General features: G+C 66.1%; 19 protein-coding genes. 3 read left to right on the top strand and 16 right to left on the bottom strand.

What is annotated here, in order from left to right; all coding sequences use genetic code 11:
* Nucleotides 1-7: 7 nt before the first annotated feature.
* The 15 genes from COW1_RS01720 to COW1_RS01650 all read right to left on the bottom strand — a co-directional run bounded on the left by COW1_RS01720 (nt 8) and on the right by COW1_RS01650 (nt 18,210).
* Entirely contained in the window at nt 8-1,213 is a 1,206-nt protein-coding gene (locus tag COW1_RS01720) for a glycosyltransferase (protein WP_201345237.1), read from the bottom strand.
* Nucleotides 1,210-2,433 (bottom strand): TIGR04063 family PEP-CTERM/XrtA system glycosyltransferase, encoded by a 1,224-nt coding sequence (locus COW1_RS01715; RefSeq protein WP_201345236.1) that lies wholly within the window; start codon nt 2,431-2,433, stop codon nt 1,210-1,212. The genes COW1_RS01720 and COW1_RS01715 overlap by 4 nt, the downstream gene beginning before the upstream one ends.
* On the bottom strand, nt 2,430-4,322 hold the full coding sequence (locus COW1_RS01710; RefSeq protein WP_096366764.1) for an XrtA/PEP-CTERM system amidotransferase: 1,893 nt from the start codon (nt 4,320-4,322) through the stop codon (nt 2,430-2,432). Before COW1_RS01710 ends, COW1_RS01715 begins: the two co-directional genes overlap by 4 nt.
* Nucleotides 4,323-4,368: 46 nt before the next feature.
* On the bottom strand, nt 4,369-5,517 hold the full coding sequence (locus COW1_RS01705) for a TIGR03088 family PEP-CTERM/XrtA system glycosyltransferase (protein WP_096366765.1): 1,149 nt from the start codon (nt 5,515-5,517) through the stop codon (nt 4,369-4,371).
* Nucleotides 5,518-5,528: 11 nt separating this feature from the next.
* The gene (xrtA, locus tag COW1_RS01700) at nt 5,529-7,058 is read right to left on the bottom strand and encodes an exosortase A (protein ID WP_201345235.1); all 1,530 of its coding nucleotides are present in this window, start codon (nt 7,056-7,058) and stop codon (nt 5,529-5,531) included.
* A gap of 17 nt (nt 7,059-7,075) precedes the next feature.
* Complete coding sequence (locus COW1_RS01695; protein WP_096366767.1) at nt 7,076-8,314, bottom strand: TIGR03087 family PEP-CTERM/XrtA system glycosyltransferase; 1,239 nt, start codon at nt 8,312-8,314, stop codon at nt 7,076-7,078.
* A gap of 8 nt (nt 8,315-8,322) precedes the next feature.
* The gene (locus COW1_RS01690; protein WP_096366768.1) at nt 8,323-9,369 is read right to left on the bottom strand and encodes a FemAB family XrtA/PEP-CTERM system-associated protein; all 1,047 of its coding nucleotides are present in this window, start codon (nt 9,367-9,369) and stop codon (nt 8,323-8,325) included.
* Nucleotides 9,354-10,229: an XrtA system polysaccharide deacetylase gene (locus COW1_RS01685; RefSeq protein WP_231971502.1), complete on the bottom strand. Its 876-nt coding sequence runs from the start codon at nt 10,227-10,229 to the stop codon at nt 9,354-9,356. The genes COW1_RS01690 and COW1_RS01685 overlap by 16 nt, the downstream gene beginning before the upstream one ends.
* Nucleotides 10,226-11,383, bottom strand: a complete 1,158-nt coding sequence (gene wecB / locus COW1_RS01680) for a non-hydrolyzing UDP-N-acetylglucosamine 2-epimerase (RefSeq protein ID WP_096366770.1) — start codon at nt 11,381-11,383, stop codon at nt 10,226-10,228. Before wecB ends, COW1_RS01685 begins: the two co-directional genes overlap by 4 nt.
* Nucleotides 11,384-11,423: 40 nt before the next feature.
* Nucleotides 11,424-12,503, bottom strand: coding sequence for an XrtA/PEP-CTERM system-associated ATPase (locus COW1_RS01675; RefSeq protein ID WP_096366771.1), 1,080 nt, complete (start codon nt 12,501-12,503; stop codon nt 11,424-11,426).
* Nucleotides 12,503-14,044, bottom strand: a complete 1,542-nt coding sequence (locus COW1_RS01670; protein ID WP_201345234.1) for a TIGR03016 family PEP-CTERM system-associated outer membrane protein — start codon at nt 14,042-14,044, stop codon at nt 12,503-12,505. Before COW1_RS01670 ends, COW1_RS01675 begins: the two co-directional genes overlap by 1 nt.
* Nucleotides 14,028-14,942: an XrtA-associated tyrosine autokinase gene (locus COW1_RS01665; RefSeq protein WP_201345233.1), complete on the bottom strand. Its 915-nt coding sequence runs from the start codon at nt 14,940-14,942 to the stop codon at nt 14,028-14,030. The genes COW1_RS01670 and COW1_RS01665 overlap by 17 nt, the downstream gene beginning before the upstream one ends.
* Before the next feature lie 13 nt (nt 14,943-14,955).
* Nucleotides 14,956-16,500 (bottom strand): XrtA system polysaccharide chain length determinant, encoded by a 1,545-nt coding sequence (locus COW1_RS01660; protein ID WP_096366774.1) that lies wholly within the window; start codon nt 16,498-16,500, stop codon nt 14,956-14,958.
* Nucleotides 16,501-16,522: 22 nt separating this feature from the next.
* The gene (locus COW1_RS01655) at nt 16,523-17,149 is read right to left on the bottom strand and encodes an XrtA/PEP-CTERM system exopolysaccharide export protein (RefSeq protein ID WP_096366775.1); all 627 of its coding nucleotides are present in this window, start codon (nt 17,147-17,149) and stop codon (nt 16,523-16,525) included.
* Nucleotides 17,150-17,433: 284 nt separating this feature from the next.
* The gene (locus COW1_RS01650; protein WP_096366776.1) at nt 17,434-18,210 is read right to left on the bottom strand and encodes a PEP-CTERM/exosortase system-associated acyltransferase; all 777 of its coding nucleotides are present in this window, start codon (nt 18,208-18,210) and stop codon (nt 17,434-17,436) included.
* 280 nt (nt 18,211-18,490) lie between these two features.
* Between COW1_RS01650 and COW1_RS01645 the strand changes: the two genes are divergently transcribed.
* From COW1_RS01645 to COW1_RS01635, 3 genes are all read left to right on the top strand, one after another.
* Nucleotides 18,491-20,458: a ThiF family adenylyltransferase gene (locus COW1_RS01645; RefSeq protein ID WP_096366777.1), complete on the top strand. Its 1,968-nt coding sequence runs from the start codon at nt 18,491-18,493 to the stop codon at nt 20,456-20,458.
* Between the two features lie 271 nt (nt 20,459-20,729).
* Nucleotides 20,730-21,644: a flocculation-associated PEP-CTERM protein PepA gene (gene pepA / locus COW1_RS01640; RefSeq protein ID WP_096366778.1), complete on the top strand. Its 915-nt coding sequence runs from the start codon at nt 20,730-20,732 to the stop codon at nt 21,642-21,644.
* A 389-nt stretch (nt 21,645-22,033) separates the two neighbouring features.
* Entirely contained in the window at nt 22,034-22,906 is an 873-nt protein-coding gene (locus tag COW1_RS01635; RefSeq protein WP_096366779.1) for a class I SAM-dependent methyltransferase, read from the top strand.
* 24 nt (nt 22,907-22,930) lie between these two features.
* Here the strand turns inward: COW1_RS01635 and prsT are convergent, their stop codons facing one another.
* The gene (gene prsT, locus COW1_RS01630; RefSeq protein ID WP_255534280.1) at nt 22,931-25,516 is read right to left on the bottom strand and encodes an XrtA/PEP-CTERM system TPR-repeat protein PrsT; all 2,586 of its coding nucleotides are present in this window, start codon (nt 25,514-25,516) and stop codon (nt 22,931-22,933) included.
* Between the last annotated feature and the right edge of the window lies 1 nt (nt 25,517).

The raw sequence follows: 25,517 nt of genomic DNA, 5'->3' as shown, positions 1-25,517 counted from the left end.
CGTCCTGTCACACCTTCCCCAGCACCCGGGCATAGATCCCGAGCAGGGCCTCGACCCGTGTCTCCCAGCGATTGGCGCGGGCGTAGTCGATAATGGCCTGGCGATCCCAGTCATGCTCCAGTGCCGCCGCCAGCGCGGCCCGCAGCGCCTCGCCGTCGCCGAAGGGCACGATGCGGCCGAGTTCCGGCGCATTGACCACCTCGGCATTGCCGCCCACGTCGGTGGCCACCACGGGCAGGCCGCAGGCCATGGCCTCGAGGATCACGTTGGCCCAGCCCTCGTTGCGGGTGGCCAGTACGAACACATCGGCGGCGCTGAGCACGCCCTTGAGCTGCTCCGGCGGCAGGCTGCCGAGAAACTGCACCTGCGCCTCCAGCCCCAGCGTCGCCACCTGCGCCCTGAGCCGGTCGCTCCAGTCGCCCTCGGCGCTCGGCCCGCCGACCACCAGATAGCGCAACCCGGGGAACCGCTCGCGCAGCTGCGGCAGCTGCTCGATCACCCGGTGAAAACCCTTGCGTTCGCACAGCCCGCCCACGGTGACCAGCACCTGCGCCTGCGCCGGCAGACCCAGCCGGCGGCGCGCCTCGTCCCGGTCCACCGGCTGGAACCGGTCGGTGTCCACGCCGTTGCCCACCACCGTGGCCTTGTCGGGTGACACCCCCAGTCCGATCGCCACCCGGCGCAGGGAATCCGACACGCTGATGACATGGCTCGCCCCCCGCAGCGCCTGCAGCAGCCGCGGCCGCAGGCCGGGGGTGCGGCTGTGGCGCGGCTCGGTGCCGCGCAGGGTCAGGGTCACCGGACGCCGCAGCCAGCGTCCCAGGCGCACGGCGGCATAGCCGTCGGGATAGCCGAAATGGGCATCGACCAGGTCCACCCGGCCCTGCCGGTCCAGACGGCGCAGCAGCCGGCGGCTGCCCAGCGCCAGCATCAGGCCGTCGAAGCGCCGGCCGATTCCGGGCAGCGCCAGAAAGCGCGGATGGTACACCTCGATGCCCTGCTGGATCTCGTGCCGCGGGGCGGACGGACGGTAATGCGGCCGGAAGCGGCGGATCAGCCCCTGCAGCGGAAACCAGGGCACGGGCGCCACCACGGTGAGCGGGCAGTGGGCGGCGACCCGGAACATGCGCTCGCGGATGAACAGGCCGGCGTGCGGCTGGCCGGGGTGCGGAAACAGGGTGGTGAACACCAGCAGCCGCGGTCCCTCGCTCATCCCGCCGCACCCTGGAGCAGGCGCGTGTACACGGATTGATAACGCCCGACGCTGACGGCCCAATTGCGTTCCTGCTCCACGAAGTCCCGGCCCGCCCGGCGTCTTCGGGACCAGTTGTCGCGGTCATCCAGCAACGCCAGCACGGCGTGGGTCAGGGCCTGCGGATCACCGGCGCGGAACAACTGCCCGGTCACCCCGTCCTCGATCAGTTCGCGGTGCCCGCCCACATCCGAGGCTACCACCAGCTTGCCCTGGGCCATGGCCTCGAGCGGCTTGAGCGGCGTGACCAGCTCGGTCAGGCGCATGGGCAGGCGCGGATAGACGAAGGCATCCACCAGGCTGTAGTAGCGATGCACCTGGTCGTGCGGCACCCGGCCGACGAAGATGACCTGCCGATCGATACCGAGTTCCGCCGCGCGGGTCCGGAGCCGGTCCGCCTGCGGTCCGCCGCCGACCAGCAGTAATCTGATGTCGGCGCGCGCCCGCAGCAGGCCCGGCATCGCCTCCAGCAGCAGCGCCAGGCCCTCGTAGGCATAGAAGGAGCCGATGAAACCCAGCACGATTTTATCTTCCAGGCCGAGTTCGGCAGCCAGTCCCGCGTCCCGCGGCAGATCGAACGCGAAGCGTTCGATATCCACGGCATTGGGGATGACGGTGATCTTTCCTGCTGCGACTCCACGGGCGACCAGATCACCGCGCAGCCCCTCGCAGATGGTGGTCACGGCGTCGGCGCGGCGCACCACATGGGTCTCCAGGGCGCGGGTCAGGCGATAGCGCAGATCGCCCTCGCGACTGGTGCCGTGATCGACCGCGGCGTCCTCCCAGAAGGCACGGATCTCGTAGACCACCGGCAGGCCGAACTCGCGCCCGGCGCGCAGGGCGGCCAGACCGTTCAGGGCCGGTGAATGGGCATGCAGGATGTCGGGCCGCTCGCGCGGGATGACCTCGCGCAGCCGGGCCAGGGTCGCCTGCACCACCGCCCACTGATCCAGCGGCGGGATGCGTGCGAGCGGCCCGCTCGGCGTGCGGCTGCGATAGAAATGCAGCCCGTCGCTGTCCTCCTCGCCGCCGTCGACCCCGGCCGGGGCATTGTGCTTGGGGCTGGTCAGGTGTGCCGTCTCCCAGCCCAGCCGGTGCTGCTGGGTCAGGATGGCCCGGGTGCGGAAGGTATAGCCGCTGTGCAGCGGGATGGAATGGTCGAGCACATGCAGGATCTTCATGCGTTCATGACCTGGCGCTGGAAGGAGGCATACATCAGCAGCGACCAGAGCACGGCGCTGTGATCGCGCTGGCCCGACTGGTGCTGATCGACCAGCCGGCGGATGAAGTCCGGATTGAACAGGCCGGTGTCCAGCAGGTCGGGACCGAGCAGGCTGCGGCGGACCTTCTCCCGCAGCGGGCCGCGGAACCAGGCCGCCAGCGGCACGGCGAAGCCCATCTTCTTCCGGTACAGGATGTCATCGGGCAGGTAGCGCTCCATGGCCCGCTTGAAGATCAGCTTGCCCTCGCGCTTGTGCAGCTTCAGCTGCGGCGGCAGGCCCGAGACCCATTCCACGAACTTGTGGTCCAGCACCGGTACCCGCACCTCCAGGCTGTGGGCCATGCTGGCCCGATCCACCTTGGTCAGGATATCCCCGGCGAGATAGGTCTTCATGTCCAGGTACTGGACCCGGGACAGGGGATGCTCGGGCGCGTTGTCCAGGTAGCGCCGGAACACCTCGATGCCGCGATAGCCGCCCAGGTCCCGGTTCAGTTCGGTGCTGTAAAGTTGGCGGCGCAGCGCATCCGGCAGGATGGAGAAGTTGTGGAAATAGCCCTCCAGGCTGTCGCGCGCCAGCGCCTGGAAGGTGGATTTGGCCCGCAGGTAGCGCGGCGCCCAGTCCAGCTTGGGGTACAGGCGCCCGGCAGTACCGAACAGCGGCCCGCGCAGCCAGCCCGGCAGCAGGCCGCGGAAGCGCTCCTCGTCCATATGCCAGCGATAGCGACGGTAACCGGCGAAGTTCTCGTCGCCGCCGTCGCCGGACAGCGCCACCGTCACCCGCCGCTTCGCCAGTTCGCACACCCGGTAGGTGGGCATGGCGGAACTGTCGGCGTAGGGCTCGTCATACAGGGTGGCCAGCCGGTCGATCAGTTCGAAGTCGTCCGGATTGACCTCCTCGACCTGGTGCCGGGTGTGATACTGCTCGGCCACCCGGGCGGCATACTCGCTTTCGTTGAAAGCCGGATCGCCGAAGGAGATGGAGCAGGTGTTGACAGGACCGTCGGACAGGCCGGCCATGAGCGCGACCACGGCACTGGAGTCGACCCCGCCGGAAAGAAAGGCCCCCAGCGGCACCTCGGCGATCATGCGGATATTGACCGCCTCGCGCAGCCGCTCGACCAGTTCGCGTTTGGCCTCCTCCGGGTTGCGCAGGCCGTTGTCCTGGAACGGCACGTCCCAGTAGGCGCGCGGCGCCGACGGGGCCTCGCCGCGCCGCAGTGTCAGGCAGTGCGCCGGCGGCAGCTTGCTGACCTGTTTGAAGATGCTGCGCGGATCGGGGATATAGCCGAAGGCGAAGTAATCCTCCACCGCATAGGGATCGATTTCGCGCGACAGCACCGGGTCGCACAGCAGCGATTTGATCTCGGAAGCGAACAGCAGGCGCCCGTCGGGCAGCAGCGCATAATGCAGCGGCTTGATGCCCAGCCGGTCGCGGGCCAGGAACAGGGTCTGGTGATTGCGATCCCAGATGGCGAAGGCGAACATGCCGCGGAACCGCTCGACGCAGGCCTCGCCCCACTCCTCCCAGGCATGCACGATGACCTCGGTGTCGCAGCGGGTCCGGAACCGGTGCCCGGCCTTGATCAGTTCATCGGTCAACTCGTGGAAGTTGTAGATCTCGCCGTTGTAGACCACGGCCACGCTGCCGTCCTCATTGAACAGCGGCTGATGACCGCCGGAGAGGTCGATGATGGACAGGCGCCGGTGCGCCAGACCGACGCCGGGCTCCACATGCACGCCGCCCTCGTCGGGGCCGCGATGGAACTGCAACTCGTTCATGCGCGAGAGCAGACCCTCGTCGATGGACATCATTCCCCGGGTATCGAATATACCGGCTATGCCGCACATGTTGCTGACCCTGAAAAAATCGCCACGAAATACTCCAATCCATTCATTATGAGTTACCCGGGCACTGCTGCTCATACACAGCCCGGTAGCGTTCCACCATCCGCTCCAGACTGAATTCGGTCTCGGCGCGCCGGCGGGCGGCGCGGCCGTGCCGTTCCCGCATAGCGGCATCCTGCACATAAGGCTTCAATGCCTGTGCCAACGCCTCGGGATCGGCGCGCGGCACCAGGGCGCCGGTCTCGCCGTCGAGCACCAGTTCAGCATTGCCTCCCACATCGGTCGCGATCACTGGCAGGCCGCAGGCCATGGCTTCCATCAGCGTATTGGAAATCCCCTCGGCCAGCGAGGGCAGCACGAACAGATCCAGCGCCGGCAGCAGTTCCGCCACGTCGTCGCGTGACCCGGCCAGCCAGGCCTGCGCCAGGAGGCCGGACGCCTCCAGTGCCTGTTCCAGCCGGGCGCGTTCACCGCCCTCCCCGATCAGCACCAGGCGCAGGCGCGAACTGATCTCCGGCGCCAGCCGCTGCAGCCGGACAAAGGCCCGGACCAGGCTGTGCTGGTCCTTGATCGCGGCCAGGCGCCCGACCGTGCCGATGAGGATGCTGTCGGCAGCGGCGAAACCAGCCGGCAGCCGGGCCCGCGCCTGCGCGCCGTCCGGGTGAAAACGCCCGATATCCACACCATTGATGATACGGGTCAGCCGCGCCGGCTGCACGCCGATGCGCGTGTCGAGATAACGCTCCAGATCGCGCGACAGGGGGATGAAGTGGTGAATGAAGGGCCGGAGCAGTCGCCGCTGCAGGATGTACTTGCGGTTGGTGCCATCCACATCCAGCACATCGCGACCGTGTTCCCCATGGATGCGGCAGGGTACGCCGGCCAGCCAGGCCGGCAGCTGCGCCTCCATCGCGGCCAGATTGCGCGAATGCACAATGTCCGGCCGCAGGCGCCGGAACAGCCGATGGAGTTGCACATACATGCGCCAGTCGTGGCCGGGACGCTTGTGCAGGGCATGGATCTGCACGTCGTCGCGTTCGATGCGGCGGCTGAAATCGGTGTAGTCGGTCAGGCTGACGATATGGTGCCGGAAGCGCTCGCGCGGCAGCCGGTTGATCAGGTTGACCACACCGTTCTCGAGACCGCCCACGCCAAAGTGATAAACGACATGCAGTATGGTCAGGGACGTGGGCGGCATGGCCGCCCGACTCATCCGTCACCCTCCCGGCTGCGCTGCCAGGCCAGTTCGATGCGCGCCTCCAGCCGCGGCAGCAGGTCACGCTGGAACCGGCGCAACGCCTCGCGGTCGGTGCTGCCGGCCGGATCCTCCTCGGTGAAGATCACGATGCCGACCGAGGGGCGGCCGTTGCCACGCAGCCGCTCCCAGGCCTCCAGCAGCTTGCCCAGGTAGGGGTTGGCCGTGTGGTGGCCGCCGATCCGGTACCAGTCGTGGATCAGCAGCCGCTGGGCGGCGGACTTGAGCCGGGTCTGGATGACCCGGCCGGGGCCGCCCTCGACGCTGACCCGGGATTCGCCCACCTGATGCCAGACCGGGTGTTTCTGCGCAATCATCACATTCTGCGAATTGATCAGCTCCGCCCCCTGGCGCGGCCGGGCGTAATAGGCCAGATACACACCCACGCTGGCCTCGCCCTGCGCGAAGAAGCCCAGGGCCTCGGCGTCCATGCCCCGATAGTCGGGCTGCCAATCGGTGAAGGGCTCGACCCGCTGCCAGCCCGCGGCGGCTTCGGGCAGCGTCAGGGCGATGCGCTCCCGCTCCGGACCGATATCGCGCTCCAGCAATTGCGCGGCCACCGGCCAGGCGGCCAGCAGCAGGATGAGCAGCGCGAACAGGCCATAACGCGGAGCGCCGCCCGCAGCCGCCCCCGCACGCCCGGCCGGTGCCGGTACCGGCTCGGGTTCCTCGCGCCAGAAGCTGCCGATCCAGAACATCAGCAGCATCACGATGCCGAAGAAGACCCAGCCATAGATGAAGTGATCCACCCCGAGGGCCAGCTTCATGTCGCTGAGATGGGCGATCATCACGATCATGTAGGCACGCAGGCCGTTGGCGAGGATGGGCAGGGCGATGGCGAACAGGATGAACAGGATCCGCCGCCGCAGGCTGGTGTAGTTCAGATAGGCATACAGTGCCCCCATGGTGAGCGAGGCGATCAGGTAGCGGATGCCGCTGCAGGCCTCGACCACGGACCAGTTACCGCTGGGAATGCTGAAATAGGTTCCTTCCACGTAGACGGGGATGCCGCTGAGCTTGATCAGACTCACCGTGAACACAGCGGTGAAGTCCATCAACGGCGGAATCAGGCCCTCACCCATGGGCACGGCGAAGATCAGGAAGAACAGCGGAAAGGCGATCTGGCGCACCACCGCCCAGCCGAGCAGCGCCCACACCAGCAGCGGGATCATGGCAATGAAGCCGAGTTGCCTGATGACGGCCGCATCGACCACCTCGGCCAGCAGCCACAGCAGCCCCGGCAGCGGCAGCAGCCACAGCGCCCGGGCGTCGGCCGCCACCGGCGTCACGGCCAGGTGCTCGCGGCGGCGCCAGACCAGGAACAGCACGATGGGAAAGATCAGGAAGCCGTGGGCGAAGGTCTCGGAACGCGACCAGATATCGATCATCCCGGCCAGGGTCTGGTGATAGAACGCCAGCAGGGACAGCAGCGCGACCACGAACAGCAGCAGCTGTTGCTGCACGCCCGACGCCTGCATCTGCATGCTCGTCGACTGATTCATCATCCCCCCGGTACGGCCCCTGCGAGCAGCGCGTCCGCTGCCCGCCCTGTCCCCGGATCCAGCATCGCCTGCAGACGTGACAGGTTGATGTCCCAGTCGTAGCGGCGCCGGATCCAGTCGCGCGCAGCCGGCGCGGTCTGGCGTTCGCCCAGCAACTCCACCGCTGCGCTCACGAACTGCGCCTCGGTCTCGGCCCGGCGCAGGTCCGCGCCCACGGGATAATCGATGCCGTCCAGCGCCTGCGGGCTGGCGATCACCGGCCGGGCCATGGCCATGGCCTCGAGCACCTTGTTCTGCACCCCGCGGGCGATCCGCAGCGGCGCGACCGCGGCATGGGCATGCTCGAGATAGGGCCGGATGTCTTCCACCGCCCCGGTCACCCGCACCCCGGGCAGGCGCTCCAGCCGCCTGACCGCCTCGGTCGGCCGCGCGCCGACGATGGCGAACAGCGCATCCGGCACCTGCTCGCGCACGGCCGGGAAGATGTCGCTGGCAAACCAGTTCACCGCATCGGCGTTGGCCCAGTAATCCATGGCGCCGGTGAACACCAGCACCCGGGCCCCGGGATCAAAGGGGCTGTCGATCTCCGGCCGCGGGGTGAAATAGCCCCAGTCCACGCCGTTGTCGTAATAGCCGATATTGCATGCGGCCGGCACCCGCTGGGCGAACAGGGCCGCCTCTTCGGCCGAGACGAACACGCTGGCGTCGAAGCACTGCGCGATGCGGCGCTCGTAGCGGTCCAGCCGGCGTCCCTCGCGCCGGTAGACCCAGCTCATGGGCCAGCGCTGGGCACGGCTGTACTGTTCCCACTTGTCCGAATCCACGTCCACGAAGTCGATCACCCGCCGCAGGCCGGTGAACTCATCAGCGTCAAGATACTGGGCCATGGAAGAGGAAAACACGAAGGCGGTCTCGATGCCCTGCTCCGCCACGCATTGCCGCACCCAGTCCGCCATGCGCGCATCGCGGTAGTACGGCAGCGTCAGCGGCGCACCGGTAAGCAGCCCGCGCAGGCTGCGCAGTCGTGCCCGACGCGGCGGCAGCGGCAGCAGCCGGCACTGGCGGCACCAGCGCTGCAGCGTTTCGGCATAGCGCCAGTCGCGCGGGTCGTCGACGAAGGCGCCCAGATAGACCTGATAGCGCTCGGCCAGATAACGCAGGACGTGATAGGACCGGATCTTGTCCCCCTTGTTCGGGGGGTAGGGAATGCGGTGAGCGAGATAGAGAATCCGTTCCATGAGACACACTATCCCAGGTATTTGGCCAGATAGGGCCCGAGCGAACGGCTCAATCCCAGCGGCAGTTTCGACCACAGGTCGATGAACAGCTTGTATTTGGGGTTGGTCGGGCTGATGTTGGGCATGTCCGTGGCCCGGACCAGGTGGTATTCGTAATACAGCGGCTCGGGCTCGAAGCCCCAGTTCTTCTTGAAACTGTAGGAACCGGTACCCTGCTTGCTGCGGCCGTAATCGAACAGACGCACGCCGCGCTCGCAGCTGCGGCGCATCAGTTCCCAGTACATGAAGTCGTTGCCCTTGAGCTGGCGGGCGCTGGCCTTGCCGCCGCCATAGTAGGGCAGCACCTGGTCGCGGAAATAGAAGCTCATCACCGCGGCCACGGTCTCGCCGTCCTTGAGCACGGTCAGTATCTCGCAGTCGTCGCCGAATTCCTGCTTGAGATTCTCGAAGAAGCTGCGGGGAAACACCGGCGTGCCCAGGTTGCGCACGCTCTCGGAGTAGGCGTCGTAGAGCCGCTCCACGTCGGCGTCGATCTCGCTGACCAGACCGGCCTGGATGCCCTTGCGCACCATGGCGCGCTGCTTGCGTGGAATCGCCTGCAGGTTCACCTCCGGATCCGGATCCAGCGGCTTGCGGAAGGTGACATACAGATCCTTGGTCGGCCAGTCGCTGCAGGTCGCGCGCGGGTGGCGCAGTTCCAGGAAATCGACCTGCAGGCGTTCCGCCCGCTCGACCGCCGCCGCGATCAGGGCCTGGCGCGCGGCTTCATCCGCGGCGGCCACCCCGCCATAGACGCAGAAGGGGGTGCTGACCAGCGAATTGCCGAACAACAGGCTCTTCAGCTGCCCCAGCGGCAGCACGCCCTGGATGTCGCCGTCGCGCTCGGCGTAGAGGCAGGTCATGGGGTGGCCGTAGGTGCGCTCGATGACGCGCTTCCAGCCGGCGCGATGAAAGAAGGTGGCCTCGGGACACTGCTGCACGAAGGCGTCCCAGCGCCCGGCGCTGGCGTCATCCAGTTCGCGGATCTGTACGGTGTCGCTCACGGCGCGTTCCATGCGGGGAACCTCGCTGCCGGGGTGAAGGTCTCGTCCATGCGCTGCCAGGCGAAATCCGTCAGCAGGCGTTGCAAGCGCGCCTCCATGCGCCGCAGATTGAGATAGTGCCGGAACCGGGTCCGTGCATTCAGCCCCGGCTGACGCGGCTGGTCCGGGTCGATCTCCCAGGGATGGAAATAGAACACGCACGGCTGACCGTCATCCTGATTGACCCGGCGCATGGCCCAGCGCGAGATCCGGTAGGGCAGCAGCCGGAAATAGCCGCCGCCACCGCAGGGCAGGTTGCGCGCGCCCAGACGCAGGGTGGTGACGGGCACCTCGACGAAGTCGCCGCCGTTGACCCGGAAGGCGAAGCGCGGCGCCTCGGGCATGCCGTAGAGGTCATGGTTGATGGGGTAGATGCTGGAACTGTAGCGGTAGCCTTCCTCCTCCAGTACCGCCAGGGCCCAGAGGTTGTCGCGGCCGATGGAATAGCTGGCGGCGCGGTAACCGGTCACCGGCACGCCGGCGATGTCCTCCAGCAGCGCCTTGGTCCGGCGCACGTCGGCGCGGAAATCCTCCGGTCCCTGCTGGGTCACCCGGGTGTGCTGGAAGCCGTGGCTGGCCACTTCGTGGCCCTCGGCCACCATGCGCCGGATCAGCTGCGGATGGCGCTCGGCCACCCAGCCCAGGGTGAAGAAGGTGGCGCGCACCCCGGCCCGGCCGAACAGGTCCAGGATGCGCGCGGTGTTGCGTTCGACCCGGCGCGGCAACTGCTCCCAGTCGTCGCGGCGGATGAAGGGCTCGAAGGCCGAGACCTGGAAGTAGTCCTCCACGTCCACGGTCATGGCGTTGGCACAGGCAGAGCGAACAGTACTCATGAAACGGCCCTGGCGGCCTCCCGTCGGTCGTGCCAGTCGAGGATGATCTGCTTGATGCGCTGGGCCGCCTTACCGTCCCACAACTCGGGCACCCGGCCGCGCTTGCCGCCGGTGGCCAGCGTCTCCTCGACCACGGCGCGAATGCGCGCCACATCGGTGCCGACGATGGTGTTGGTGCCCTGGCTGACCGTGATGGGCCGCTCGGTGTTCTCGCGCAGGGTGATGCAGGGCACGCCCAGGGCGGTGGTTTCCTCCTGCAGGCCGCCGGAATCGGTCAGGACCAGGCGGGCACGGGACATCAGCCCCAGCAGTTCCAGGTAGCCCAGCGGCTCCAGGGTCAGGATGTCCGGGGTCTCGAGCAGTTCCATCAGGCCCATATCGCGGGCGCGGGCACGGGTGCGCGGATGCATGGGGAAGACGATGGGCGTGCGTGTACTGAGCTCACGGATCACACCCAGCAGACGTCTGAGCACGACCGGTTCATCGACATTGGAGGGCCGGTGCAGGGTGAGTACGCCGAACCCGCGGCCATCCTGCAGAAAGCCCATGCCGCCGGCACGTTCCAGGGTCTGTTCGGCCGGCACCGCCCGGGACAGATGCCCCAGCAGGGTATCGATCATCACATTGCCGACGAAATGGATGCGCTCGTCGGCAATGCCCTCGCGCCGCAGGTTGTCGCGGGCGCCGGCCTCGGTCAGGAACAGCAGTTCGGAGAGTTGATCGGTCAGTACGCGGTTGATCTCTTCCGGCATGCCGCGGTCATAGCTGCGCAGCCCGGCCTCGACATGGATCACCGGCACGCCCTGCTTGGCCGCCACCAGGGCGCAGGCGATGGTGGAGTTCACATCGCCGACCACCAGCACGGCGTCCGGCGCCTCGGCCTCCAGCACCGGCTCGAAGCGGCGCATGATCTCGGCGGTCTGCTGGCTGTGGCTGCCGGAGCCGACCCCCAGGTCGATGTCCGGCTCCGGGATGCCGAGCTGATCGAAGAAGGCGGTCTTCATGGCGGCATCGTAATGCTGGCCGGTATGCACCAGGGTGGCGGTGAGCGGCTGCGGACCGCTGCGGAAAGCCGCCATCAGGGGCGCGATCTTCATAAAATTGGGTCGGGCACCGACGACACACAGCAGTTTGGGACGGGCGTTGGCACTCATGGATGCAGGACCTGTCAGTGGCGGATGAACGACGCAGGGATCAGGCCTTGTCGGCCTTCTTCAACTGTTCCAGGGCCTCGGAATAATCGACGTCGTCGCCGGAGAGCATGGCCATCATGATCAGTTTCTGCATCCGGTCGCGGTCCTTGCGTACCCGTTCCTCCAGCGCCTCGACCTTCTTCTCCAGCGCGATCAGGCGCCGCTCGGTGTCGGTGACCGTGTTGCTGGGACGGTCGGCTTCCGGGGCGGGCTCCGCCAGCCGGTTGTGCGGGGCCGGCTGGGCGGTGCGGGCGATGCGGTCAAGGTCCGGAGTTTCCTGGCGCTGCTCCTCGACCACGAACTGGACCGTATCGGCATTGAACTCGTGGATCTCCTCCAGACAGCCATACAGGAACAGGCGGTCGCAGAGGTTGTTGATGCGCCGGGGCACGCCATCGCTGAATTCATGAATGGCGGCGAAGGCGGGCTCGGTGATGACCGGATCGTCCTGCCAGCCGACCAGCCGCAGCCGGTGCTTGACGTAGTCGATGGTCTCCTCCTGCTCCAGCGGCCCGAGGTGATAGGAGGCGATCACGCGCTGGCGGAACTGCTCCATGCCGGGCGACTGCAGGGTGTACTGGAACTCGCCCTGCCCGAGCAGGAAGCTCTGCAGCAGCGCCTTCTCGCCGACCTGGAAGTTGGACAGCATGCGCAACTCCTCCAGCGAGCGCGCCGGCAGGTTCTGCGACTCGTCCACCAGCAGCAGCAGCCGCTTGCCCTCGCGGGCGCGGGCGGTCATGAAGGTCTCCAGATTGCGCAGCACCTGGGCCTTGTCCGCACCCTGGCTCTGCAGGCCGAAGGCGGTGGCCACCGCGCGCACCAGGTCGTCGGATTCCAGCTGGGTGGTGACGATCTGGGCGGCGATGATGTTTTCCTGCTGCAGGCTGTTGAGCAGGGCGCGCGCCAGCGTGGTCTTGCCGGTGCCGATGTCGCCGGTGATGATGATGAAGCCCTCACCCAGCTGCAGTCCGTAGCGCAGGTAGGCCAGCGCCTTGGAATGGCCCCGGCTCTGAAACAGGAAGCGCGGATCCGGACTCAGCCGGAAGGGCTTGGATTTCAGATTGTAGAAGCGCTCGTACATCAGAACTCCATCCGCACTCTGGCGGTGATGCGGTTTTCCTCGTACTCGTTGGCGGCGCGATCCGACTCCTGCTCGGTGCGCCGCAGTTCCAGCGAGCCCCGGGCCCGGGGCGTGAAGTCGTGTTCCACCGACCACTGGGCGAACCAGAGCCGGTCGTCCTGGGTGCCGCTGGCGCGCAGGGTGTTGACCAGGCCGCCGCGCAGGATGAAATCGGTGGTGCCGTCATAGGCCCAGCGCCAGGCGGCGTCGCCGCCGTTGACCCGCTCGGTGGTGCGGCTGGTCAGGAACAGCCGGCGCTCGTTGAAGATGCGGCCGGTGAAGGTGCTGCGGCCGGTGTCGTAGCTGGCGGTGCCGCTGGCGCGTTTACGTTCGATGATCTCGTCGGTCAACACCAGCACGTCGACGGGAAGGAAAAACGATCCTGGCTGCGGCTGGTCGAAACTCACCTCGCCGGTGAAGAGATCCAGGTAGCCCCGCTCCAGTTCCGCCTGCTGCACCGTGGTGGTGTCCTCGTTATAGGTGGCGCTCAGGGTCAGCGCCGGCCCGCGATGGCGGATGCGCGCGTCCCAGGCCGCGCCCAGGATGGTGCCGACGTCGCGGTCGTAATAGGTGATCTCCATGTCGGTGCGGCGGGTGGGATTGAGCCGCAGGGTGGCGGTCTTGTACTCGTCGCCGTACAGGGCCTCCATGCCGATATAGCGGCTGGGACGCCACAGCGCACCGCCGGCGACATAACTGCCGTTCTCCACCTGGCGGGAACTGGGATAATCGTTGTCCTCGTTGCCGGCGCGGGCCAGCAGCCGGAAGCTGTCGGTCAGCCGGTAGGCGACATCGGCACGGGTGGACTCGAAGCTGGCGTTGGGTGCACTGCTGCGGCTGATGCGGTTGCGGTTGTGGTTCAGGGACCAGGTCACCACGCGCCAGAACCGGCCGCTGGCCAGGTTGATATCGGCGCCGTCGGCGCTGGAGTCGGAGGCGCCGCCGCTCTCATAGCGGATCTCGTCGCGGGTATAGCGGGCCAGGACTTCCACCTGGCCGCCGAAATCGTGCACCAGATAGGGACTGATGCGCAGGGTTCCGACGTCGTCCAGATCGCCGGCGCCGGTCACCGTGTCCAGCGACAGGCGTCCGGACTGGTTGGTGTTGCGCTGGGTGTAGGTGGCCAGGCTGTCCAGATAGAACCAGTCCGGCTTGAGCTCGAACTGGCCGGCCCCGAACAGCTTGTGATTGATGTCGTTACTGGAACTGGTATCGGCGAACAACAGCCCCTGCAGCTCGTAATCGAATTCCACCCGGGAGCGGCCGCCCTGCTTGCTGAGGTTCACCCCGGGGCTGACCTCGGTCACCAGGTCGGCGTCGCCGTCCGGTTCCAGTTCGATGTTATCGGTGAAGGTCTCGCTCAGGGTCAGGCGCGGCGTCACCTGCCAGCCCTGCGCCAACTCCTCCTCCTCGGCCAGAACCGCCGGACTGAGCAGGAGCGAGACCAGGGCCGCAACCAGCACGTATCCCTGTGGACGTTTGTTCTTATTGGCCGTATCCATAACCATAACCGTAGTAGTCCCCTCCGAATGTGCGGTGGCTCTTGTTCAATACCAGGCCGACGATCTCGGAGTCATTCAGCATGCCCAGGGCCTCGGTGACGATGCGCTGCGGCGTCCTGGATTCCTCGACCACCACCAGGATCTGCCCCATCAGCCCGGCCAGCACCCGGGCCTCGCTGGTCAGCATCAGCGGCGGTGAATCGAAGATGATGACCCGGTCCGGATAGCGCAATGACAACTCGTCGGCCAACCGGCGCATGTTGCTGCTACCGAGCAGTTCGGTCGAATGGGTGTGACGCTTGCCCGCCGGCAGCAGGCTCAGGCTGGGTACATTGGTGCGCAGCAGGGCATCCTGCACCCGGCACTCACCGAGCAGCACGTCGGTCAGGCCCTGACGGGCCGACACCCCCAGGCGCGAGGTCACTTCCGGCTTGGCGATATCGGCATCCACCAGCAGCACCGTCTTGTCCATCTCCATGGCGATGCTCATGGCCAGGTTGATGGCGGTGAAGGTCTTGCCCTCGCCGGCCACCGAACTGGTGACCATCACCAGGTTGGGATGCTCGACCTGAGAGGCCGACTCCCCCATCACATGGGCCAGGACCGGGCGCTTGATGCGCCGGAATTCCTCGGCCATGTAGTTGTCCTTGGGATCGGCGCTGGGATCGAGGATACCATGCGCATAGAGGGCATCGATCCGGATCTGGGCATCCGGGTCGCGGGTATCGTTGAAACCGGGCGCCTCCGCAGCCGGCTGTGCGTAATCCTGGTCCGGGGTCGATCGGCGCGACTCCCGGGGCGCAGGTTCTGGCGCGGCTGCGGTGTCTTCGATCAGCTCGGGGGTATCGACCTTCTCCGCACCGCCCAGCTTCTCCATCGCCTTTTCGATTATGCTCATGCGGCTCTCCCCGTCAGGCCCGCAACAGGTTCAGGTTCAGTATCTCGGCGGTGACCACCAGACCGTACAGGCACAGGAGGCCCACGGTGGCCATGGCCAGTCCGGCCAGGGCCAGCCGGCGTTTCTTCAGATAGTCGTCGGTGTAGATCATGCACACGCTGCCGAACACCGGATGGCCGGTGAGTTCCTTGAGCAGGCGGGCATCCTCGAAGGTCGGGCGGATCTGATACAGGAGAAAGCCGATCCCGCCCCCGACGCCGAAGGCCAGGCCCAGCACGATCGACATGAACATCACGCGCGGCGGGCCGGAGGGCTCGATCGGCACCCGCGGCGGATCCACCACCCGGAACTTGACGTCATCGGCCGAGATGTCGGCCTGCTTGGACAGCTTGGCCGCCTCGCGCCGCTCCAGCAGTTCCTCGTAGTTTGCCTTGTTGACGTTGTAATCCCGGTTCAGGCGCGCCAGTTCGGCCTCGACCTGGGGAATGGTGTTGATCATTTCCCGGAGTTTGGCCACGCGCTCCTCGTACTCGTTCACCCGTACCTGCAGTCCGGCGATCTGGGACTCGGTCTCGCCGATCATGATCTTGAGCTGCTGGTAGACGGGATTGGCCTGCTGACCGCTGTCGGCCGAAGGCGGCTTGATCTGCGCACGCTCCCGTTCCAGCTTGCGGATCAGGCCCTGGATCTCGATGACATCCGGGTGCTTGTTGGTATAGCGCAGCAGCAGGTCGTCGAGTTGCTGCTCCAGCGACCGGATGCGCGCATCCAGCGCCGCCCGTTCCGGCGACTCGCCGGCGCCGTACAGGGTGAACTCACTGGTCTGTTCCTCGAAGTCCTGCAGCTGGCGCTGCTGGGCGGCCAGGCGGTTCTCCAGTTCGCGCAACTGCAGCTGGGCGTTCTGCTGTTCGGCCAGCGCCGACTCCAGGCGCTTGTAATAGTCCTCGCCCTCCCCCGGCATCATACCGACGTGCTCACGCTTGAACTCGGCCAGCCGGTCCTCGGCCTCGCGCAGGCGCGACTCGTACTCCGCGATCTGGCGGTCGAGAAAATCCTGCGCGGCATCGGTATCGGCCCGGCTCTGGCCCAGGGTATTCTCCACGAAGATGGTCAGCAGCGACTGCACCACCCGTTTGGCCAGGTTGCGGTCACTGTCGGTGTAGGAAATGGTGTAGAGGTTTTCGTTGCGTGTGCTCTCGATGCGGATCTTGCTGCGCAGGCCCGAGATGAGGTCCTCCATCTGCTTCGGATTCTCGGCGCGCAGATCCAGATCGGTCATGCGCGCCAGCTGCTCGAGGTTGGGATTGCTGAGCAGGGTGCGGGTGATCAGCCCCACCTGCTCGACAGCGCCGGAATCGACGGCCAGGCCGCGCAGCAGCGGCCGCAGCATGGACTGGGTGTCCACATGCACCCGCGCCGAGGCCTGGTAGACGTCCGGCATGCGCAGCACCGCCGCCCAGCCTATGATGCAGACCAGCCAGGTCACGGCCATCATCATCCAGCGGTAACGCCACATACCGCGCGCATAACGGATCAGCTGATCGAGCAGCTCCTGCATGATTGCGACCTTCTCTCTCGGCTCAGAACCAGGCTTCGGGGATGATCAGGATATCACCTGGCATCATGCCGACATTGGCCCGGATATCGCCGCCGTTGATCAGGTCGTCGATGCGCACATTGAACTGTCTGGACTCGCCATCGACCCTGCGCACCACGGTGGCGCGGTTGCCGGCGGCGAAATCGGTCAGTCCGCCCACCGCGATCATGACATCCAGCAGCGTCATGCCGTCACGGTAGGGAATGATCTTGGGATCGGAGGCCTGGCCGACCACCCGGATCTGGCTGTCGTAGGTTCCCTGGAAGCTGGTGACCATGACCGTCACCACCGGATTCTTCACGTAGGTGCCCAGCTTCTCCTCCATCACCCGGGCCAGCTCGGTCGGGGTACGACCGCTGGCCTGGATATCCTCGATCAGAGGCGTGGTGATGCGCCCGTCGGGCCGCACCGGCACGGTGCTGGACAACTCGGGGTTGCGCCAGACGAAGATGTTGACCGAATCGCCCGGGCCGATCACATAATCGGGCGACTGGGTCACGGCCGGCGGCTCGCCGCCGAGCTGCTCGTAATTGGTGGCGCAACCGGCCACGCCCAGCAGGGCAGCCGCCGCCAGGGCCATGAACTTGCAGGCGAGTGATCTGAGTTCCATTTTCACGAGTGAATCCCCTTAACGCGGTAGGTTGACGTTTTCAACATCATGAATTCTGATTATTTATCAAGCAACCGATGTCCAGGCCGCAGTGCCCACCCTCCCGGTGGAACCGGCGATCTTGTTGACACCCCGGCCAGTGTAACGACTCGCCCGTGGACGGGCTACCCGGAGCGGCCGCCGGCGCTGTACCGGCGGACTGTAAAGAACATCGGCAATACAGTGCGAAAGTATAGGGGAAAATCAGATTCCCGGTGTCAGCCAAGGCTGACACCGGGAATCTGTCAACCGGCCGCGCTGCGGGAGGCAGGGACCCGCAGGGTCGGCTGGTCGCCGGAGAGGGAGTCGATCAGGGCGCGGAAGTCAGGGCGCTTGCGCTGGATGGTCTCGAGCAGCTGCTCGGGCCGGGCAATCATGGGCTGACGCCGGCCGTGATAGTCGACAATCGGACCGATGGGGGTGAAATTGATGCCGAACCGGGTCAGCAGCCGGCTGAGTGAAGGCTCCATCACCGCGTACCAGTGGGTGATGCCTCGGCGGCGGCTCATGACGAACAGCATCGCAATCAGACCCAGCGAGATGTGGGGGAAGATGCGTCGCGCATCCTCGATCTGCTGTTCGGTGGCATATTCCAGTTCGCCGCTCACACCGGCGACCGTGCCCGACTCGCCCGGGCGGCGCTTGAATCCGCGGGCAACCGCGAAACGCGAGACTTCCGCCAGGTGCGCCCGGTCGACACCGAAGCGGTCAATCACCTTCTGGTCCAGCATCCCGGCGCACTGCAGTTCGACCGGGAAGGGGGTCTCGATGTCATCCGGGTCCGGCTGGATCAGACGCACCACGCCGGCGGGATAGCCGGTGCTGCGGTGCTGGACCAGGGCCTGCAGCGAGCGGGCATCGTAGGCGTCACGCTCCTGCCCGTCCGGGAAGGCCGCGGGGTCCTCGAAGCCGCGCTCCAGGCAGTAGACCTCGTAGCGCACCCGGTGGGCCCGTTCGCGCAACGGCTCGGTGGTGGCTTCCATTCCTTCGAGATAGCGGTAAAAACTGGTTAACAGATCCATGCCCAACCCCCAAAATTCAAATAAAAAAATCAAACACCTGTCACAAGCACTACATACGCCCTCTGACGCCGGACAACCGTTAAATCGTTCACATTTACGCCCATCGGCCAGCCCGGAGTGTCACGGGTCACAGCCAAACCTACCAGACTTTGATGTCAAAATCGGCCCGACAGGCGCATTCATTGAGCCGGAACCGTGAACCGGGTCACAAAGCCCGCAAAAGAGAATACAATGGGCTATTTCCGCCCCGCGGCCGGCAGCTGGACAACGGATATAACAAATGACGCCACCCGCGTACGACTATCAGGAAGCCGTTTCACGCAACCTCGGCTGGGTCACGCCCCGGGAGCAGGCCGTCCTGCGCGACCGGCGCGTGGCCATCGCCGGCATGGGTGGCGTCGGCGGCAGCCACCTGCTCACCCTCAGCCGACTGGGCGTGGGCGCCTTCTCCATCGCCGATTTCGATGACTTCGAACTGGCCAATTTCAACCGCCAGGCCGGGGCCATGTCCTCCACCCTGGGACAGCCCAAGGTGGATGTGCTGGCGCGGATGGCCGCCGACATCAACCCGGAAGTGGATCTGCGCCGGTTCCCGGCCGGCATCGGCGAGGCCGACCTGGAGGCCTTTCTGGATGATTGCGATCTGTATATCGATGGCCTGGATTTCTTTGCCATGGCCATCCGCCGGGCCATGTTCGCCGCCTGCCACCGGCTGGGCATCCCGGCGGTAACCGCCGCCCCGCTGGGCATGGGCACGGCGGTGCTGTGCTTTCTGCCCGGCGGCATGAGCTTCGAGGACTATTTCTGCCTCGAAGGCCGGGACGAGACCCAACAGCTGCTGCGCTTCCTGGTCGGACTGGCCCCGGCCGGCCTGCATCGGGCCTATCTGGTGGATCCACGCAGTATCGACCTGGCCCGCCACCGCGGCCCCTCGACCAGCATGGGCTGCGAACTGGCCGCCGGCGCCGCCGCCAGCCAGGCGCTGAAGCTCCTGCTCAACCGCGGTCCGGTCCTGGCCGCTCCTCACGGTATCCAGTATGACGCCTACCGCAACCGCGCCCGACGCACCTGGCGGCCCGGCGGCAACCGGCATCCGCTGCAGCGGCTGACCCTGACCCTGGCGCGGCGGCAGATGCAGCGTCTGGCAGACGCCCCGAGCCCGCCGGCCGCCGCGCCTCCCGAGGCCACTCTGGACCGGGTCCTGGACCTGGCCCGCTGGGCGCCGAGCGGCGACAACACCCAGCCCTGGACCTTCGAGCGCGTCGACGCCGACCAGTTCATCATTCAGGGCTGTGATACCCGTGACCACTGTGTCTATGACCTCAACGGCCATGCCAGCCAGCTCGCTGTCGGCACCCTCCTGGCGACGGCCCGCATCGCGGCCAGCGGTGAAGGCTGCCGGCTGCAGGCCGGGTTCGAGCCCGACTCGCACGAGCAGGCCCCGCGGCTGCGGGTACGGCTGGAGCCGGATCCCACCGTCAGTCCCGATCCCCTGCGCCATTTCATCACCCACCGGGCCGTTCAGCGCCGCCCCCTGTCGACCCGGGCGCTGACCGCCCGGGAAAAGGCCCGGCTGGAGGCCGCCGTCGGGCCGGATTACGGGCTGGTATGGCTGGAGGGCTGGCGCTCGCGGCGGCAGATGGCCGGGCTGTTGTCACTGAACGGCAAGCTGCGTCTGACCCTGCCCGAGGCCTACCCCACCCACAGCAGCATCATCGAGTGGGGGGCCCGCTACAGCACCGACCGCATCCCGGAACAGGCCGTGGGGGTCGATTACCTCACCGCCCGCTTGATGCAATGGGTGCTCGGCAGCTGGAACCGGGTGGCCTTCATGAACCGCTACCTGGCCGGCACCCTGATGCCACGGCTGCAGCTCGATGTGCTGCCCGCCCTGCTGTGCGGCGCGCATTTCCTGCTCGTCGCCCCACGCCCGCCGGTGGACCACCGGGACTACATCGCCGGCGGCGAGGCCGTGCAGCGGTTCTGGCTCACCGCCAGCCGCCTGGGGCTGCAACTCCAGCCCGAATACACGCCGCTGGTGTTCGACGAATACGTCCGGCTGGACACACCCTTCACCGAACATGCGCCGTCCCGCGCGCGCGCGCGCCAGGTCAGCCAGCGGCTGCGTGAACTGTTCGGCCAGGAGGCCTGCCATCGGGCCCTCTTCCTGGGTCGGATCGGCGCCGGCGACCCGCCCCGGGCACGCTCGACACGCAAGCCCCTGGACAGCCTCATGCGTCCTGACTGAGTGATTGTCAGGCTTTTTTACAGAATATTTTTCATATTTTCCAGTTGGTTGCAACTGACCGGGCAAATCATCCCGGCGCAGCGCAATTGAGTGGCATGGCCGACGCCCGATCATGTCCATTTTTTTTACATTCACATCCGGCACCATTCCTCGGCAATAATAAATATATGATTTTTAGTAATATTTTAAATTGGCACGCAAACTGCTTTGCTCTTGGCAACCCTGATACGTGCTATCAGCCTTCGAAAATCGGTACAACGGGAGTCGGATAATGAAAAAGCAACTCTTGGCAAGCCTTGGGGCAAGCATGCTGGCCGTCAGCGGCGCGGCCAATGCCGCCTTTCTGCTGGATGACTGGACCCTGGACGTGACAGGCGTCGACGGCCTGGTGGCCGGTGACGTGCTCGGCACGCCGCACACCGTGGTCTCCGGGATCAGCCAGATGTCCTTCCTGGCCCAGGGGCTGTCGGTGACCAACGACACCAACGGCGACGGCCTGCCCAGCGTCGGCGAGACCTTCGACGTCTTCGCCAACGGCCGCATCAGCGACTTCGTCGACAACGGCGGCAGCAGCGTGTCCCCCATCCTGCTCAACACCGACGCCTCCTCCGGTGCCCAGAACGGCTGGGAAATGACCTTCACCTTCGAGGTGAGCGGCGCCTACACCGCGCTCAACGCCGGCTCCGCCGAGTTCACCCACCTAGCCGCCGGCATGGCGGGCACCACCGGTGAACTGAAGTTCTACATCGACGACATCACCGACGGCTCCAAGTCGGCCCTGTCCGCAGCCGCCCCGCAGGCTGACGACGGCACCCACATCGCCACCTTCCTGATCAGGGCCGGTGACGGCGGTGTCTTCAGCTTCCTGACCGGCGACGGCTCCGACGACGCCCGCTTCGAGCTCGACTGGGCCCTGCCCGGTGTGTTCCTGGACAAGGACGGCGACAGCCTGACCGCTGACGGCACCCTGATCGGCATGTCGGATTCCAACTTCGACTCCGATCCGGACGGCACCGGCACGCCCTTCAGCTTCAACATCGGCGCCTTCAACTGCGGCAACTCCGCCACCAACTTCTGCTTCGAGGAAGATGGCAGCTTCCGCATCCCCGAGCCGGGCATCCTGGCCCTGCTGGGCGCCGGCATCCTGGGGCTGACCCTGACGAGCCGCCGCCGCAAGTCCGCCTGATCGCACCAACTCAGGCACTCACGAAAAAGCCCGCAATTCAGATTGCGGGCTTTTTTTATGTACACTGCAAAAATATCACAACGCAGCGACGCCAGGGCACGCAGGACGCAGCTATTGTTGATCCAGTAGAAACTTCTCCTATCAGCAGGCCCGGTCATTGCCTATATTCGGTTATCATAACCGCGTCGTCATCCCCGCGCAGGCGGGGATCCAGTCACCACAGCGGTATCTGGATTCCCGCCTGCGCGGGAATGACGGAAATCAGTACTACATGATGTCTGACAGCTTCTTCATGCAACTGTCAGGTAAAACTCACGGTCTCTGCGCCTTTGCGCCTTCGCGGAGAGATCTTTTCCAATACCGAGAGCCAACCGGATAGAGCCCCGCCCATGCCCAGTCTCGCCATCGCCAGAGTCATGCTCCGGGAGTTGTTCACCTTCAGCCAGGTCGAGCGCGAGCCCGAGCCGGATCTGGTCATGGACGACCCGGACAAGGTGGCGGCCTATACCCGGGCCGGACGCGTGGACGGCGTCATGGCGCCGGTCTATCTCTTCCACGGCGCCAATATCCTGGAGATCCTGAAACCCGGCGACCGGGCCATCGATCTGGCCTGCGGCCCTGCCACCCAGCTGGGCATGGTGGCCGAACTCGCCCCCGAGGTGAATTTCACCGGCATCGATCTGTCCGATGAAATGCTCGGGATCGCGGAGCGCTACATCCAGGAACGGGGGTATGACAATGTCTCGCTGCTGCGCAGCGACATCAGCCGCCTGCAGGCCCTGGAGGACAACAGCGTGGATGCGGTCTTCTCCACCATGGCCCTGCACCATCTGCCGGACCCGGCGCATCTGGAGGCCACCTTCCGCGAGATCAGCCGGGTGCTCAGGCCCGGAGGCGGGATCTACCTGGCGGATTTCGCCCGGCTCAGGTCACCGGCCTCCATCCAGTACTTTGCCTACCAGTACGCGGACCGCCAGCCCGAGTTGTTCACGCTCGATTATCTCTACTCGCTCAAGGCGGCCTTCAGTGTGGCCGACTTCCGCGCCGCGACCGCGCACCTGGACGGCCGGGCCCGGCTCTACGCCCCGCATGTCATGCCCTTCATGCTGGCGGTAAAGAGTGCGGCACGCAGCACCGAGCAGGCGCGGCTGCGTCCGGCGCTGGCCGCAATCGCCGCCGCCCTGCCGCCGAATCACAAGACCGATCTGAAGGATCTGAAAACCATCTTCCGGCTGGCCGGGATGAAATGCGGCCTGGTGTGATCCCGGACGCGGTCCGGCTTCCCCTCATTCCACCGGCGCCCTGCCGTTGTGCTCCAGCATCCTGTTATAGGTATCCTTGACCGCCGGATTGTTGCGCTGCATCAGGTAGGCCTTCTCGGCATGCCGCAGGGCTTCTTCGGGCCGCTCCTCGGCAATCAGCATGGCGTAGTTGTTGAGCGCGGCGACATGATCCGGGGCCCGCTCGAGCAGACGCTGGTACAACTCCCTGGCCCGGGCGTGCGCCCCGGTCTGGATATAAACCCTCCCCAGGGCCGCCATCACCTCCAGATCCTCGCCTTCCTGTTTCAGCCAATCGTCCAGGACCACCTCCGCCCGATCGGCTGCGCCGGTTCTGAGGTACTTGTCCGACAGCAGAATCGCGATCCGCGGCAGATGCAGTTGCTCATACAGCGCCTCGAAATACTGGATGGAGGCCTCCTCGTTGCCCTGGACCGACTCGAGGACGCCGGCGAACATCCTGGCTTCCCGACTGTCCGGGTAGAACTGCTCCAGCCGCGCGACCGTCGCTGCCGCGGTCTCGACCCGGCCTTCCAGCAGCGCGGCCTGGGACCGGATCATCAGCGCGGTGAAGTTCCTCTCATCCCGTTCCAGGATGCGCTGTGCCGCCGCAGCCGCCTGCTGCGGCTGCCCCAGCGCCAGCGAGGTACGGGCCCGCAGCTGCAGATACTCCAGACTGTCCTGAACCGAGGCCGGCAGCCCGCTGAGGGCATAGTCGGCGGAGGGGAAGTTGCCCTGTTCGAGATAGGCCCGTGCCAGGGCCAGCCCGGCCTGGGTACCAACGGCGCCGGATGTCTCGCTGCGCAGCAAACCGACCGCCTTGTCGTAGCGCCCGAGCAGCGTGTAGATATTCGCGGCACTGACGCGAGTGCGCGGATCGTTGTCATGCAGGGCACGCTCGATGTGAGTCTCGGCTGCCCCGGCCTCGCCACGCTGTGCCATGATCCGTGCCAGTCCGAGGTTGGCCCGGGGCTCCTGCGGCTCAATGGCCAGAATCCTGCGATAGTAGGACTCGGCGTCCTCCAGATCGCCCGAGCGCATATAGAACACAGCCAGATTGCTGATCGCACCGATATCGTCGGGATCGGCCTCGATGGCGGCGAGGAAGGCGTCTTCGGCCTGCTCCGACTCGCCTCTGGAGGCATGAATCAGGGCACGCAGTTCGCGGAAATCGGCATTATCAGGGGACTCGGCAAGCACCGACTCGATCAGGGCCCCGGCCTTGTCCACTTCGCCTCTGTCGATCAGCTTGAGCGCGACCAGCTTGCGGATCTCCAGCGGCTCGGCCGCGCTCTCCACCACCTGGTCGATTTCGGCCAGACCGGCCTCGCTCTGCCCGGAGTCCAGCAGCAGCATGCCCAGGTTCATCCGGTAGGCAACGTTGTCGGGATCCTGGTCCAGCAGCGCATCGACCACCTCCCTGACCCGGGCCATGTCGCCCGCGCGCAGATAGGTTTCACCCAGCAGGGTCAGCACCGAAGGATCATCCGGCCGGATCTGTCTCAGACCCTGCAGCAGCTCGATGGCGCGGGGATAGTCGCCGAGCCGGAAAAAGACATGTGCGCGGATCTTGTCCAGCGGATAGAAGCTGCGTTGTATCGAACTGACGAATCGTTCGATATGGGTATTCGCCTGCTGATCGTTGCCCAGCGCATAGTGGGTCAGTCCCAGATACATATGGGCCGGGACAAAGGCGTCATAGGTACTGACCACGCGCTCGAAGTGACTCAGTGCCGGCGGGTAATCGGCCTCGGTGAACAGCAGCAGCCCCTCGATGTAATCAACCGCGGGATGCCGGGGTGCAATCGCCTTGAGCTGCTTGAGATTGGCCACGGCCGCCTCGCGATCGGAGTCGGCCATCGCGATCAGCGCCAGATCGATGTAGACGTTGTAGAAACGCGCGCCCGCATCCACCGCAGCGAGAAGATGCCGCTTTGCCTGTTCCAGCGCCTGCAGCCGCAGGTAGAGCCGGCCGATCAATGCCTGGAGATAGGGGTCACCCGGCTCCAGGGCATCCAGACGTTCCCGGGCCGTCTCCCTGTCACCCTGGCCAAGCCTGTACATGATGCCGGCCAGCTGGACGTCGCCAAGCTCCGGCGCAAGCGACTCGGCCTGCTGCAGATAGGTCTGCGCCCGCCGAACATCCCCGGCCTGCAGTGTTGCCAGTGACTTGTACGCCAGTACCTGTGCAGTGACCGCGCTCCCCAGCCCCTCGGGTTCCAGCGCCAGCAGGCGCTGATGACTGGGCGCGGAATAATAGGCCCTGGCCAGCCGCGGATAGACGGCTGCCGGCGCCATGCCCAGTTCCAGCGCCTTCTCCAGTTCCTTGTAGGCCGCATCCAGCTTCCACTGCTTCATGTAGGCATCGGCGAGCAGCCACCTGGCCTCGATATCGTCGGGGTCGGCCCGCAGCAGATTCTTGAGATGGATCTCCGCCGCCTTGTAGTCGTACTCGGCAATCCGGCTTTTCGCCTCCAGGCGGGTCTCTTCCGGGGTCATTGAGTCAAAGCCGCAGGCGGCAAGCGCCAGGGCAAGTACACAGGTTGCGAGTATGACGGGCGCGTTGCGGAGCAATCTGCCAATACAAATCATC

The organism is Thiohalobacter sp. COW1, from assembly GCF_016629505.1.
GTDB classification, from domain to species: domain Bacteria; phylum Pseudomonadota; class Gammaproteobacteria; order Thiohalobacterales; family Thiohalobacteraceae; genus Thiohalobacter; species Thiohalobacter thiocyanaticus_A.
This window is presented reverse-complemented; position numbering and strand designations above follow the sequence as displayed.

Bases quoted from the DNA above. Each gene is read 5' to 3' on its own strand.
- COW1_RS01720 (WP_201345237.1), bottom strand. From the start codon at position 1,213: ATGAGCGAGGGACCGCGGCTGCTGGTGTTCACCACCCTGTTTCCGCAC.
- COW1_RS01715 (WP_201345236.1), bottom strand. From the start codon at position 2,433: ATGAAGATCCTGCATGTGCTCGACCATTCCATCCCGCTGCACAGCGGC.
- COW1_RS01710 (WP_096366764.1), bottom strand. From the start codon at position 4,322: ATGTGCGGCATAGCCGGTATATTCGATACCCGGGGAATGATGTCCATC.
- COW1_RS01705 (WP_096366765.1), bottom strand. From the start codon at position 5,517: ATGCCGCCCACGTCCCTGACCATACTGCATGTCGTTTATCACTTTGGC.
- xrtA (WP_201345235.1), bottom strand. From the start codon at position 7,058: ATGCAGATGCAGGCGTCGGGCGTGCAGCAACAGCTGCTGCTGTTCGTG.
- COW1_RS01695 (WP_096366767.1), bottom strand. From the start codon at position 8,314: ATGGAACGGATTCTCTATCTCGCTCACCGCATTCCCTACCCCCCGAAC.
- COW1_RS01690 (WP_096366768.1), bottom strand. From the start codon at position 9,369: ATGGAACGCGCCGTGAGCGACACCGTACAGATCCGCGAACTGGATGAC.
- COW1_RS01685 (WP_231971502.1), bottom strand. From the start codon at position 10,229: ATGAGTACTGTTCGCTCTGCCTGTGCCAACGCCATGACCGTGGACGTG.
- wecB (WP_096366770.1), bottom strand. From the start codon at position 11,383: ATGAGTGCCAACGCCCGTCCCAAACTGCTGTGTGTCGTCGGTGCCCGA.
- COW1_RS01675 (WP_096366771.1), bottom strand. From the start codon at position 12,503: ATGTACGAGCGCTTCTACAATCTGAAATCCAAGCCCTTCCGGCTGAGT.
- COW1_RS01670 (WP_201345234.1), bottom strand. From the start codon at position 14,044: ATGGATACGGCCAATAAGAACAAACGTCCACAGGGATACGTGCTGGTT.
- COW1_RS01665 (WP_201345233.1), bottom strand. From the start codon at position 14,942: ATGAGCATAATCGAAAAGGCGATGGAGAAGCTGGGCGGTGCGGAGAAG.
- COW1_RS01660 (WP_096366774.1), bottom strand. From the start codon at position 16,500: ATGCAGGAGCTGCTCGATCAGCTGATCCGTTATGCGCGCGGTATGTGG.
- COW1_RS01655 (WP_096366775.1), bottom strand. From the start codon at position 17,149: ATGGAACTCAGATCACTCGCCTGCAAGTTCATGGCCCTGGCGGCGGCT.
- COW1_RS01650 (WP_096366776.1), bottom strand. From the start codon at position 18,210: ATGGATCTGTTAACCAGTTTTTACCGCTATCTCGAAGGAATGGAAGCC.
- COW1_RS01645 (WP_096366777.1), top strand. From the start codon at position 18,491: ATGACGCCACCCGCGTACGACTATCAGGAAGCCGTTTCACGCAACCTC.
- pepA (WP_096366778.1), top strand. From the start codon at position 20,730: ATGAAAAAGCAACTCTTGGCAAGCCTTGGGGCAAGCATGCTGGCCGTC.
- COW1_RS01635 (WP_096366779.1), top strand. From the start codon at position 22,034: ATGCCCAGTCTCGCCATCGCCAGAGTCATGCTCCGGGAGTTGTTCACC.
- prsT (WP_255534280.1), bottom strand. From the start codon at position 25,516: ATGATTTGTATTGGCAGATTGCTCCGCAACGCGCCCGTCATACTCGCA.